At 45.8% G+C, this 12,288-nt stretch carries 12 protein-coding genes; 10 read left to right on the forward strand and 2 right to left on the reverse strand.

Translation table 11 applies throughout. From position 1 onward, the window contains the following. The first annotated feature begins 72 nt into the window (after positions 1-72). A complete protein-coding gene (locus MKX98_RS05460) occupies positions 73-264 on the forward strand; it encodes a hypothetical protein (RefSeq protein WP_339221881.1) in 192 nt (63 codons plus the stop codon). A 187-nt stretch (positions 265-451) separates the two neighbouring features. Continuing rightward, positions 452-1,627, forward strand: coding sequence for a DUF4317 domain-containing protein (locus MKX98_RS05465; protein ID WP_113059428.1), 1,176 nt, complete (start codon positions 452-454; stop codon positions 1,625-1,627). 290 nt (positions 1,628-1,917) lie between these two features. On the opposite strand, the gene MKX98_RS05470 is transcribed toward MKX98_RS05465, so the two are convergent. Then, entirely contained in the window at positions 1,918-2,679 is a 762-nt protein-coding gene (locus tag MKX98_RS05470; protein ID WP_339221884.1) for an MBL fold metallo-hydrolase, read from the reverse strand. A gap of 187 nt (positions 2,680-2,866) precedes the next feature. Between MKX98_RS05470 and MKX98_RS05475 the strand changes: the two genes are divergently transcribed. The 3 genes from MKX98_RS05475 to MKX98_RS05485 all read left to right on the forward strand — a co-directional run bounded on the left by MKX98_RS05475 (position 2,867) and on the right by MKX98_RS05485 (position 6,694). Then, positions 2,867-3,316, forward strand: a complete 450-nt coding sequence (locus MKX98_RS05475; RefSeq protein ID WP_339221886.1) for an Lrp/AsnC family transcriptional regulator — start codon at positions 2,867-2,869, stop codon at positions 3,314-3,316. A gap of 346 nt (positions 3,317-3,662) precedes the next feature. Next, positions 3,663-4,367, forward strand: a complete 705-nt coding sequence (locus MKX98_RS05480) for an ABC transporter ATP-binding protein (protein WP_339224323.1) — start codon at positions 3,663-3,665, stop codon at positions 4,365-4,367. Continuing rightward, positions 4,367-6,694, forward strand: coding sequence for an FtsX-like permease family protein (locus MKX98_RS05485; RefSeq protein WP_339224325.1), 2,328 nt, complete (start codon positions 4,367-4,369; stop codon positions 6,692-6,694). The genes MKX98_RS05480 and MKX98_RS05485 overlap by 1 nt, the downstream gene beginning before the upstream one ends. Before the next feature lie 261 nt (positions 6,695-6,955). Here MKX98_RS05485 and MKX98_RS05490 read toward each other — a convergent pair whose 3' ends face one another. Next, on the reverse strand, positions 6,956-7,648 hold the full coding sequence (locus MKX98_RS05490; protein WP_339221888.1) for a hypothetical protein: 693 nt from the start codon (positions 7,646-7,648) through the stop codon (positions 6,956-6,958). 64 nt (positions 7,649-7,712) lie between these two features. Here MKX98_RS05490 and MKX98_RS05495 point away from each other — a divergent pair, with 64 nt between their 5' ends. From MKX98_RS05495 to MKX98_RS05515, 5 genes are all read left to right on the forward strand, one after another. Further along, positions 7,713-8,081: a BlaI/MecI/CopY family transcriptional regulator gene (locus MKX98_RS05495; protein ID WP_194541060.1), complete on the forward strand. Its 369-nt coding sequence runs from the start codon at positions 7,713-7,715 to the stop codon at positions 8,079-8,081. Between the two features lies 1 nt (position 8,082). Next, entirely contained in the window at positions 8,083-9,183 is a 1,101-nt protein-coding gene (locus MKX98_RS05500) for a M56 family metallopeptidase (RefSeq protein ID WP_339221891.1), read from the forward strand. A gap of 297 nt (positions 9,184-9,480) precedes the next feature. Further along, positions 9,481-9,966, forward strand: coding sequence for a sigma-70 family RNA polymerase sigma factor (locus MKX98_RS05505; RefSeq protein WP_339221893.1), 486 nt, complete (start codon positions 9,481-9,483; stop codon positions 9,964-9,966). Between the two features lie 160 nt (positions 9,967-10,126). Beyond that, a complete protein-coding gene (locus tag MKX98_RS05510) occupies positions 10,127-11,170 on the forward strand; it encodes a Gfo/Idh/MocA family oxidoreductase (RefSeq protein ID WP_339221895.1) in 1,044 nt (347 codons plus the stop codon). 334 nt (positions 11,171-11,504) lie between these two features. Beyond that, positions 11,505-12,281 carry a histidine phosphatase family protein gene (locus MKX98_RS05515; RefSeq protein WP_339221897.1) on the forward strand — a complete coding sequence of 259 codons (777 nt, stop codon included), beginning with the start codon at positions 11,505-11,507 and terminating at the stop codon, positions 12,279-12,281. Positions 12,282-12,288: the final 7 nt, after the last annotated feature.

The following is a 12,288-nucleotide window of genomic DNA, read 5'->3' on the forward strand; positions in this document are numbered from 1 at the left end:
CATGTGAGCATGTGATAGCCATCGGGTATCCATCTAATGTGCTCGGCGGCAAACGGCGTGCAACAGAGTAACATGAAATATGAAATGGTGCTACGGAACGAACCCGTATCGCCATTTTTTTATTCCGAGAGCATGACTCCCCTGATGAACTTGATGCAAGAAAAGCAAGGAACCACCCTTAGAGCGATAATCACCGGCGTGTCTTCCTTTTTTGATATTTCCCATAATTCTGCGTGTCCGGAAAAAGGAAAATACACACAATGAAGTCAGATGTTATTTCAAGGAAATATACTCGACTCGGGTAATCAAATATGCCACAATAGAGGATCAGGGCCGCAGGAGAATGGACCCAAGGCGCAGCAAGGCAATCCTCAAGATCGCTTACCAATTTACGATCCAATAATTTATACTAGATAAGCCAGATTATATTGAAGGAGCTGCCGAATCGGATATGAACAAAAAAGAAGTCGCCAATATACGCAAGCAATTTAAGCTGGATCACGATTTAATGAATATTTACGATATTCTCAATGTCTATATTACGAAGGAAACGAATGAAATCTACCACTGGGAGCGCCTGCCGTTCGAGCTGGTGGATCGGGAGAAGCAAGAGTTATACATGGGGAATTTCAAAAAACTGCTGACCGGCGAACTGGATCAAAAGTTGTTCGAATTGAGGTTTCAGGAAGCAGCGGAGGAACCGGCGCAGGTCATGCTTCACCAAGCGCTCGTGTCGGGCGATCCGGAAGAATGGCAGGACTTGATGCTGATGCTGGTGGATCGAATGCTGAAGGATGCCCAATATGAGCGGGATATGGTGGTCACATTCGTTCGGGGACAGTATTATTTGCCGACCAAGGCGAGAAACGATGAAGCGGAAGAGAGCGAGAAGAACGAGGTGTTCGCCCATCCGTTCATTTTATGCAGCGTGAATTCTACGGAGAAACAACGGAAGACGCTCTTGTTCGATTATGTGGAGCGGGAGTTCAAGTACAATGTCATCGTAGATCCGATTATCAAGTTAAGCACGCCGGAGCAAGGATTCCTGTACCCTAGCGTGACGGACAATTATTCCGATGTGAATCGTATTTTGTATTGTACAGGGAAATCGAATTTTCCGGATCCGCATTTTGTCGAACAGGTCTTGAACGGAGAAAGATCCGTGACGGCACTTGAAGAGCGGGCGATCTTCGAAGATATCGTCAAGGAAGTAGCCGGCGAACAGCTCGATTCAGCCACCATTGCCCAGGTGTACGAGGAAATCAACCGGGTGATCGAAATGAACGAAGAGACGAAGGAGGAAGAACCTCCGAAGCTGGATTATAAAGATCTGGAGCGCGTACTGAACGCAAGCGGCGTAGAGGACGTGACGACCGAGAAGGTGGAGCGGGCATTCGAAACCATCGTGGACAACAAGAACTATGAGATGAAAGCAACCAGCGTCATGCCGAAGTATACCTCCAAATCCATTAAGATCGAAACCAAGGTAGCTACGATTTCCATTAGCCCGCAGGATTTAAGGTATGTCAAACAGGTGAATTTCCAAGGTAAACGCTGCATCATGATTGAAGTCGACGAAGATGTCGCGATTGAAGGGTTTACGCTGGCTTCAGAGACGCTTTTATAGACTCGTTCATCGTACAAGCTTCGACGCGGTACGGAAACCGGAGAGTATATAGGTATACCATTAGTAAAAGAGGCTCGTGTTGCAATTTCGGATGGGAAGCATAAGAGTCATGTAGGCGTTGTTAACCTATATGGCTCTTTTTGTGTTAAGTATGCTGCGGGAGAAGCGGCGATAAAGACCATAATTCCTGAACCCGCTTTTGTGGTTATTTAAAAGCTGTTTTGGCAAGAAAAAAGACCCTAGAAGCTCTTAGGGTCTTGTAGGAACTTTGGCTTTAATCCATCGATACACTAAAACGTGTAGGATTCCCCGTCATGTGGAATCAAAACATTAGAGGAGATTCCTTTTTCGTCAGTAAAGATATTTAATTCTTCCCTTGATAATGTCCAATGATTAACTGCTTCCATATGGACGGATATAATTTTCGCCTCAGGGGCGGCTTTATAAACATGGTAGATATCCTCTTTCCCCATTACTAGAGATCCGCCTTGAAGGAATTGATTATCTCCTCCATTTACAACAATGATTTCCGGTTTGTGTGTTTCGATGGCTTCCCCAACAGCTTCATACCAAACCGTATCTCCAGCAATATACAATGTTTTCTCGTTAGGGTGCTTAAAGACAACACCGCACACATGTCCGGCAAGTTGTAATATTTCTCCTCTGCCGTGTTCGCCTTTAGTTTTAACTAATCGAATATCTCCAAAGGCTGAATTTTCTTGCAGCACTTCTACCTTTTGAAAACCGGCGTTTCTGACTTCTGCCGCGTCTTCTTCGTTTTGTACAAACATTTTAATATCTTTTGGCAGCGCCTCTTTAGCCGTATCGTCCCAATGGTCTAAATGTAGATGAGTGACTATCACAGCATCCAAGTTGCTGATAATATGGCCAACCGAGGCTGGCAAGCCAACCAAAGGATTGTTTCGATCTTGGCGTAACGAATTAGGGAAAGGCGGATACGTATCTTTTTCTCCCAAAAAAGGGTCGATTAAAAACTTCTTCCCTGCATATTGGACAACAAGTGTCGCATTTCGAATGAGCTGTATTTTCATGGCAATAGACTCCTTTTTTGATTTGGATATAGTTTACTCAGCGGCCAAGTAACCAATACAGGTTCCCTTTGTCCACTTTGGGATAAGGGTTACTGTATAGTAAAATGATAAAGGACATCTTGAATTTAATCGATGCTTCGATGAAACGCTTTTACATCAAATCATTTCACGGTGAAAGGATTATGGTATGCAACTTGATCAAACGGATTATCAGATCCTTCGGTTACTAACCGAAAATTCAAGGATTCAATGGAAAGACTTAGGGAAACAAATTCATATGACTGGACAAGCAGTAGGCAATCGTATCAAAAAACTTGAGGAGAGCGGTGTAATTACAGCCTATTCCCTAATCATCGATGAAATGAAATTAGGGCTTGCTTATACAGCATTTGTTATTATTCATATGAAAACAGCAAATCACGATTCGTTTATTCGTTTTATTATGGATCAACATGAGATCGTGGAAGCGCATCGTATTTCGGGAGAAGGCTGTTACCATTTAACGATAAAAGTTTCATCCCAAGATCAGCTGAATCTTTTTCTTAATAAACTTCTCGATTATGGGAATTACAGCTTGAATCTGTCCATACAAAAAATCAAACAACGCAGTACGTTGACCGCCGCACCAAATGAATAGCAAAAGCTTCATTCGAGGATGCCGTCATCGAAGGCTTTACGCTTACTACAGAGAATAAAAGGATTGTGTTGCAATTTCAGATAGGAAGTATAAGAGTCATGTAGGTGTTGTTTCACCTATATGACTCTTTTTGTGTTCATGATGTTAAGCGGGAGAAGCGGCGACAAAGACCCTTCTGAAGACCGATACGTAAATACATCGGCTGCAGGAAGAAATATCCATGAGTCTAGATATGATGGATATAGAATGAAACCAGCGGTTAGTGAGAAACGGTAGTTTCTTCACAAGTGACCGGGAATGGCAGGCAACCCATTTCCGGAAAATCCAATACGGGGAGATGTACGAAGTGACAACGTTAATCGAATTCAAAAACGTAACCAAGGCCTATCCAATCGGCGAAGTAACGATTCAAGCCCTTGCGGGGGTTGATTTTTCGATCCGGGAGGGGGAATTCGTAGTGATTCTAGGAGCAAGCGGGGCGGGGAAAAGCACGATTTTGAACATTCTCGGCGGGATGGATACCGCTACCTCGGGACAAGTGTTTGTTGGGGATCAAGAGATTACGGGATGGAGCGAGAAGAGATTAACCCAATACCGCGGCGAGCAGGTTGGCTTCGTCTTTCAATTCTATAACCTGATTCCGAATTTGAATGCGCTCGAGAACGTGGAATTTGCGACAGAGGTATGTAAGGACCATCTGGACGCCCGTGATATTTTACATAAGGTTGGACTAACGGATCGTTTGAAGAACTTCCCTTCCCAGCTCTCTGGTGGCGAACAGCAACGAGTTGCGATTGCCAGAGCGGTTGCCAAGAATCCCGCGCTGCTCCTCTGCGACGAGCCCACCGGTGCTTTGGATTATGTGACAGGAAAGTCGGTCTTAAAGCTTCTTCAAGATTTAAATAAGGAAACGAAGACATGCGTCGTGCTGGTCACCCATAATTCGGCCATCGCGCCGATGGCGGATAAAGTGATCCGCGTCAAGAGCGGGAAGATCGAGAGCATCACGATTAACGATCACAAACAAAGCGTTGAAGGGATCGAGTGGTGATGAAGATTTTAGCGTTGAAACTATTAAGGGACATGAAGCAATCGGTAGGACAATTCATAGCCATAGTATTGGTTATTGCGGTGGGAGCCTTTTTCTACACGGGGCTGGTCACCTTGAGCGACAATCTTAGCGGCTATACGAAGGGGTATTTTCAAGAACATAATCTAAGCGACTTGAACGTCTATTACAGTCAAATTTCCGCAGAGGATGTGGCCGGTTTACGAGACATCGAAGGCATTCAACATATCGAAGGGCGTTATACCGTTCAGGCCGAACAGGCTTTTGAAAGTGATAAAGCCTTATTAACGGTGCATTCGATCCCTGTACCTAATGCAATCAACACATCCAGGATGATGGAGGGCAGGATGCCAGCAGGGCCGAATGAGATCCTGTTGGACTCCCACTATGCCGAGGCACATCATTACCGTGTAGGTGATACCATCAGCCTCCGTGTGAATGACAAGGACATGACGTTCACGATTAGCGGCTTGAATGAAAATGTGGAGCATGCCAAGAAGAACGAAACCCAGGACCATCAAGCTTATGGAATCGCTTATATCCCCGAAGAGACCATACCTGAAATCGCAGGCAGCATGTTCTACAATGAGATCCTGATTGATGCCAAGGACGGTTACGATATGGACCAGTTAGGCCAAGCCATTGAAGCACATTCCCAGTCCCTCCCTTATATAAGCCAGGTCAGTAAAGAACGGACCTTCAACTATTCCCAGACCCAGCAGACGATTCATAATAATAAGCTGATGAGCAGGGTGATCCCGATCGTTCTCTTTTTGATTGAAGCGGTGATTCTGTTTCTGATCATGTCGAGGATTATCGATTCCCAGCGAAATCAAGTGGGCATTATGAAGGCATTAGGGGTGAAAAAAAGAAGCATCATGCTGCATTACATGGGCTACCCTGTGCTGGCAGGCGTCATCGGCTCCATCTTGGGCTATGCCATCGCCGCCGCTCTATTCATTCCACTCATTACAACGTCGATTGGAAGAAGCTACTCCCTGCCTGACCTGACATTCACCCTCTCGTTCTTTACGCTCCTACCTCCGATGATCTGCTCCAGTGCGTTTGGCATGCTGTCCTGCTATTTCAGCGGCAGAGCGATCCTACAAGAACGTGCTGCCCAGGCGATGCGTCCGAAACCGCCCAAGAAGATGAAGAAGCTGCTCATCGAGCAAGTTCCGGGCATGTGGAGCCGGCTTCCCTACAGCTACAAGATCATTCTACGAAATATATTCCTAAATAAACAAAAAGCATTCGCAAGCTCCGTTGGCGTTGTGGTCAGTACGGTTTTGTTGATCACGGCTTTTGGCACGCAGACGGCCCTGCTCAAGGTAGCCGGCCAGATTGAAGAGGTGAATACGTATGATTTACGAGTCGATTATGCGATAGGATCGTTCCCCGATATGGCAGCACTGCCGTCCGGCATAGCAGAACGTTATGGGTTGTCCACCTACCCTGTGGAACTCATCCGAGGGGAAAACAAAGAAAACGCTACGCTGGTGGTTACGGAGCAGGATAATGAGCTGATTCGCTTTTATGATGAACAAGGCGACCGGCTATCGTTAGAGGATCATGGCGTGCTGGTACCGAAATCTTACGCGGATCAATATCATATTGCTGAAGGGGATACAATCCAGCTTCAATTCACGGCACCGGAGCTTAACCAAACCATCGTCGATATGAAGGTTCTGGATATCTCCACACAATACTCGAATCCATCGTTCTACAGCACACCGAATTATATGAAGAGTGTGGGTATCGACTACGATCCTTCTTCTCTGTTAGTGAGCGTCCATAGCGCTGCCGATCTGGCGGGCGTTCGCAGCTTCTTCGAACAGGACCCGCAGGTGGAGGCCATTGTGGACAAGGATGATCTCAAGAAATCTGCGCAATATATGCTGAAGCAAAACAGCTTTATTTTCATCATGTTTATCATCTGTGCCGTCATTCTGTCCTTTGGCGCCATCTACACGATCTCTTCCATCAATATTTACGAAAGGAATCGTGAGCTTGCCACCCTGAAGGTATTAGGTTATCCCAAACGTAAAATCAACCGGTTGATTTTCTCTGAGAACATGCTGTTAACCGCTTTTGCGGTTATTGTCGCCCTGCCGATCAGCGGTTATGTCTATTCCATCATCATCCAGGCGCTTTCGAGTACGCATCAGCAAATTCCGGATCAATTAAACCTTGTGATTATGCTGGCATCGGTTGTACTGGCGTTCATCCTGACCCTCTTCTCCAACCTCATGCTTCGGAAAAAGGTGACGCGGATTCATATGATTGAGTCGTTGAAGGGTGTGGAGTGAATGGAATGCCTGCAAGAAGTACTGAGTACCCCAGACCCAAAAAATATCGGTAGTAAGGTATAAAATTAAGGGATTGGTAGAGCGTCAGCATTTATTGATGACTAGAGAAAGCGCCATGCCTGTTTTCATGAGGCGTGGCGCTTTAATAATCTTTTAGCAGCGATAAGTTTAAGAATGACATCCCCAATAATCATCGCTTTAGTAGAAATAACTACTTTGGGTGAAGCATCATCTCTACCAGCAATGAGATCTTATGGGGGATTAACCATCAACTACACTCATTTGCGCATATCCGGTTGTGCTGTAGGTACTCGCACGAGCTCCATAAGCAGTGTTACGTTTAGGGTTCGTAAGATATATTTTTCCGCCTTGCTTAACGTTATTTACATAACCGAGGTCTGCGCCAGTGTCAATATTCGTGAATCCGCCATTATAGCTTGTCCCTGGCAAAGAGTCAGCTGTCATTGTAACTCTGCTGGCGCTGGTGAAAAAGGTGTAAAACGGCAGTGTCGCTGAAGAATCGGATGGTTCAAATAGATAGACAAACCCTACATAATTCGCGGCTAGGATCTGAAAATCATAAGCTGTAAGCTTAGCTAACTGTTGTTTGCGCACGTCCTCTTTCAATCTAGGAACGTCCCAGTCCGGAAACAGGTCGGAAAATTCAGGAAGTTCTTCAATGGTTCCATCCGGCAGCTCATACGCAACCTGGCCATCAACGGTCCAAGAAGTGCTGTAAATGATAGAATTCCTTGCGTCCAAGATTTCATCCTTCCATTCCTCGGGCGCTACGTCAATATCCTGATACGCAAGTTCCTGTTGTGACAGGGAGTTGTAGTCCTGTTGATCATTCGCAAAAGCAAGGCTAGGTGTGAGTAGAAGGAGAAGAGTCAGTACCGATAAAAGCATTATCATGACGATCCAGATTTTATCTTGATTGTTTAGGTTTGACATGTATATAAGACAAATGTAGAATCTTAGGTAGACAATTGTCTTAAAGGAGTTGATCCATAGAACGATGAAAAAGCTGCCTGATGCGGAGTTTGACATTATGAAAGTGGTTTGGGCCAATGATCCACCTGTAACGACCCATATTATTATGCAACAGCTTGGAAACGAAAGGGGATGGAAAGCGCAGACGGTCATTTCCCTAATGTTACGGCTGATGGAACGAGGTTTCATTCGAACTGAGAAAAAGGGAAGAGAGCGTATTTATTTTCCGCTCATTAGCAAGGAGGACTACCTGAAATTTGAAACAGGTGACTTTATGGAGCGTTTTCATGCGAACTCCTTCTTCAGCCTGGTTGCTACGCTGTATGCCGGTAATAAGGTAAAGGACAGCGACCTAGACCAACTGGAAAAGTGGCTGAAAGAAAAGAGGGAGTGATATGCAGGGATTTTTAGTAACCCTGATTCAATGCTCTGTTTCGATGTCGTTGATAACGCTTATGTATACGGCAGTACGGCCCATTTTATCAAAACGATATGCCGCAAAGTGGATGTATAGGGTTTGGCTGCTGATTGCGGCAGGCTGGATAATTCCCTTTCGTCCACAGATCGACCCGTTAATTTTCCATGTGCCTATACCGGATATTCCTGTAGCTTTTGCCCAATCAATGTCGTTCATGGCTGTAAGGGATATGGAGAACAATTGGGCAACAATCCCTTTGTGGTGGTTGCTTGCAGCAATTTGGGGATGTGGCGTTGTAAGCATTGTATTGTATCATGCTCTGCGGCATGGTCGCTTCATAAAGACGATACGCCGATGGAGTGAGCCTGTTCTCGATGTGAAGGTTTTGGGAATTTTGGACCGTGTGAGATCGGAACTGAGGATAAACAAACCTGTAGGGTTAAGCGTGTGTGAGAGTATTACAAATCCAATGCTCGTTGGCTTTTTCAGGCCTGTCATTTTACTTCCGCCTATGGAACTCTCAGACGATGTATTGTCACTGATTCTAAAGCATGAGTTGATTCATTACAAACGGCACGACCTCTGGTATAAGGCCATGATTCTGATGGCAACCGCGTTTCATTGGTTTAATCCGGTTGTCTATATTATGGCAAAAGCGGCTGCGAAACAATGTGAAATTTCCTGTGATGCATTGGTTTTACAGAATGCAGATCATCAACGGCGAATGCAATACGGGGAAACAATTATTGCTGTCGTCAGGAATGGAGCGAAGGTCCAAACAGGATTATCAAGTAATTTTTATGGAGGGAAAAAAGACTTGAAAAATCGGATATCTTTAATTATGGACCCGAAAGGGAAGAAGGCGGGCATTTTACTCTTTTGTTTGGCTCTGGTGGGGATTCTATGGACCGGCTCCGCGCTGACCGATGAAGCTAATGCAGATGACCCGCAAACATCTATTGCTACTGAGACTGTTACTTGGTCTTATGATAGCGATAGACATATTGATAACGAAGTAACCCGCCTCAAGGAGTCGCTGCGCCGCTACGCAAATAATTTAGACTCAAGTCATAAATAAAGAGAAGGCAACTTTTTTGAACTGACTACCGTAAAGTAAACCGTCATTTAAAACCATCTTCAGCAACCTGAGTCCAGTTTCGTTCGGACTTAGGTTGCTTTCATTTTTTCCTTTCGCCACCGCTTCATTCCCCATCCTGCCTTTCGATGTCCCCAGCCTTTTTTCAAATTTTGAAGAAATTGTTAAATTGCCCCTTTTAACCCGCTTATCGAGTAAACCATAAATACCAAATATTATGAAATTATATAAAATAATCCCTTAATTGGAGAATTGGTATGCGGGGAAGGTGGTGAGAGGATGGTTCTAAATGATGACCAACGACGTGTTATTAAAGCATTATATTTAGAAATGTATTTTTTATTGTTTTCATATGCACAAAACATGTTGAGCGACCGTTCACTGGCTGAAGAAGCCGTTCAGGACACATTTAGAATTGCGTGTGCTAAAGCCGACAATCTTTTATATAGCCCCAATCCGAAAGGTTGGCTATTAAATACGCTAAAGTATGTTATTAAAAACAAAGCTCGCAGTCGGGCGTACCTCATTAATTCCTTAAAGTTAGATGAAAACATGATCCCTGGGGATCTTGATGTACTCGATATTGATTTTATGTACTCTGACTTAACCAATAGTGAGGACTATAAATTACTTAAAAAGATTGCTCTGGATAAGTACTCGATGTTGGAGGCGGCTAAAGAGATGAGGATTTCTGTGGAGGCTTGTAAAAAACGAGTTCAACGAGCGAAGAAGAAAATGAAAAAGGTTTTAAAAAAAATGGTTTAAACAGCTACCAGCATAGAAAGAAAGTGCCCTGCGCTTTGAATCCAAAGGAATAACGGATCAGTATCGTATATCAAAGTGTACGGGCTGCAGCCCCTTGATCTATAATAAGTGACGTGCATGCAATGGCAAAATTCAATCGCGAATGGAATAGGAGAACAGGATGATGAAACAAAAAATGGCCGTCATTGGCTTAGGGCATATGGGTCGGCATATGATTCACCGCTTACTGCCCCAATATACGGAAAAGATCGAGTTGGTCGCCATTTGCGACAGTGATGAATCCAGTTTGCATCGTGAAGCTGCGGAAGCAGGGATTCATCCAAGGCTGTACACCGACTATCGCCAGCTGCTGGATGAGGTGACGCTTGACCTGGTGTATATCGCGGTTCCGCCGTCCCTGCATTATGATGTGGCCCGGATCGCATTTGAGAAAGGCATCCACGTCTTCTGCGAGAAGCCGCTGGCCAACAGCTTGACCGAAGCCCGGAGTCTGGTGGAGCTGGCCGAGAAGGCCGATGTGCTCCATGCGGTTCATTTCTCGCTTCCGCTAGACCCGGCTGTTCTAAAGCTGCGGGCATTGCTAGAGGAGCAAGCGATCGGCGGGATCCAAGGCATGGAGTTGTACCTGGAGTTTCCGCAGTGGCCGAGGGCATGGCAGCAGAATCCATGGATCACGTCAAGGCAGCAGGGCGGATACCTGCTGGAGGTTGGCATTCACTGGATCCAGATGATCCCGCAGGTGTTCGGGCCGATTACGCATGTGAAGAGCGAGATCGAGTTTCCGCCGGATTCGAATCAGTCCGAAAGCCGAGTCCAGGCCGTGCTCCGATTACATAATGATATTGAGATTCGCCTGTCGGGAACCGACCAACGGGAAGGGGAGGAGCGTGTCTCCCTGGTGGTTCACGGTGAGGAAGGAACCTTGGCATTGGAGAACTGGTGCAACTTATACCTAAGCGGCAAGAACACCGATCTGCAGCCTGTACCTGTCGATGATGTCGTCAGCCCGCTGCCGATCTTGAAGCAAATCATTCAGATTCTAAATGGAGAGTCCGGCCAGATCTATGATTTTTATGACGGGTATAACGCGCAGGTTGTTTTGGAAGCCCTGCGCAAGCCGGGTGAGGGCTTTGCGGATGTAAGGGCTCAGTTGATGGGGGGCGGCAAAAAGTACGGGACAGAACCGATTGCCAATTTGAGGTGATCCATGGTGTCCGTGCAACTTAGCAGTTTCATCACGCTCGGCCTGTAAAGGATGAACTAACCCTCTTGGCTCCTTTGCAGGCTGGGCCTTTTCCCACGGGGCGTGATGGAATGAAAAGATTGTATGGGTAATTATTTAACCTCTTATCCTGGAACGAGCCAATAATATTGAAATTTTTAATTAATTGATGACGCAGAAAACGATAAACCGCTGTCTCTCCGCCAGACGGCGTTTCTTTTTATAATTATATTTGGAAGCGCTTTCCGACATGTTTGTATTTCCGACGTTAGGCTTCCTTTCACTTGAAAAAGATATTACTTAGGGGGAATAGGGTATGGGTAAACTTAGAAATGTGCTTTTTCTTGCCATTCTTTTATCTCTTGTCATTTCATTGGCGGCGTGCGGCTCCGAACAGGCTGCAAGCAAGGACAACACGGTTACTTTGTATATTACAAGGCACGGAAAAACAATGCTGAACACAAGTGATCGCGTGCAAGGCTGGGCCGATTCGCCGCTGACGGAGCCCGGTGTCACGGTTGCCGGACAGCTCGGAAAGGGATTGAAGGGGATTCCATTCGCTGCCGCATATAGCAGTGACAGCGGTCGGGCGATCGAAACGGCGAACCTCGTCCTTGAAGAGAGCGGACAAACAGATGTGAAGCTTACGACCGACAAGAATCTGCGGGAATGGAATTTCGGCAAGTACGAAGGGGACCTGAACGCGAATATGTGGAACGTGATTATGCAGGGTTTAGGGATCACCGATATGAAACAGCTGGATATGAAGTCTGATATGGGGAAAATTGCTGACACGATTGCCGCCTCGGACGAGACCGGACAGGCCGAGAATTGGGAAGCGATCTCCACTCGCTTGAGAACGGCTTTGGATGAAATCAGCCATGAAACAGCCGTAAACGGCGGCGGCAATGTGCTTGTCGTTTCTCATGGCTTATCGATCAGCGCCCTCCTTCAAACAATTGATCCTGGCCAAGTTCCCCCCGCGGGTCTGGAAAATGCGAGTGTAACGAAGATTATTTACAAGGACGGTACGTACAACATCGAATCCGTAGGTGATATGAGCTACGCCGAAAAAGGCGAAAAAGCAGAATAAAAGATAC

Source organism: Paenibacillus sp. FSL W7-1332 (genome assembly GCF_037969785.1).
GTDB lineage: Bacteria > Bacillota > Bacilli > Paenibacillales > Paenibacillaceae > Paenibacillus_AQ.

What these genes read in the sequence shown, in the direction of transcription:
- MKX98_RS05460 (WP_339221881.1), top strand. Translation starts at nt 73, where the DNA reads ATGAAATATGAAATGGTGCTACGGAACGAACCCGTATCGCCATTTTTT.
- MKX98_RS05465 (WP_113059428.1), top strand. Translation starts at nt 452, where the DNA reads ATGAACAAAAAAGAAGTCGCCAATATACGCAAGCAATTTAAGCTGGAT.
- MKX98_RS05470 (WP_339221884.1), bottom strand. Translation starts at nt 2,679, where the DNA reads ATGAAAATACAGCTCATTCGAAATGCGACACTTGTTGTCCAATATGCA.
- MKX98_RS05475 (WP_339221886.1), top strand. Translation starts at nt 2,867, where the DNA reads ATGCAACTTGATCAAACGGATTATCAGATCCTTCGGTTACTAACCGAA.
- MKX98_RS05485 (WP_339224325.1), top strand. Translation starts at nt 4,367, where the DNA reads ATGAAGATTTTAGCGTTGAAACTATTAAGGGACATGAAGCAATCGGTA.
- MKX98_RS05490 (WP_339221888.1), bottom strand. Translation starts at nt 7,648, where the DNA reads ATGTCAAACCTAAACAATCAAGATAAAATCTGGATCGTCATGATAATG.
- MKX98_RS05495 (WP_194541060.1), top strand. Translation starts at nt 7,713, where the DNA reads ATGAAAAAGCTGCCTGATGCGGAGTTTGACATTATGAAAGTGGTTTGG.
- MKX98_RS05500 (WP_339221891.1), top strand. Translation starts at nt 8,083, where the DNA reads ATGCAGGGATTTTTAGTAACCCTGATTCAATGCTCTGTTTCGATGTCG.
- MKX98_RS05505 (WP_339221893.1), top strand. Translation starts at nt 9,481, where the DNA reads ATGGTTCTAAATGATGACCAACGACGTGTTATTAAAGCATTATATTTA.
- MKX98_RS05510 (WP_339221895.1), top strand. Translation starts at nt 10,127, where the DNA reads ATGATGAAACAAAAAATGGCCGTCATTGGCTTAGGGCATATGGGTCGG.
- MKX98_RS05515 (WP_339221897.1), top strand. Translation starts at nt 11,505, where the DNA reads ATGGGTAAACTTAGAAATGTGCTTTTTCTTGCCATTCTTTTATCTCTT.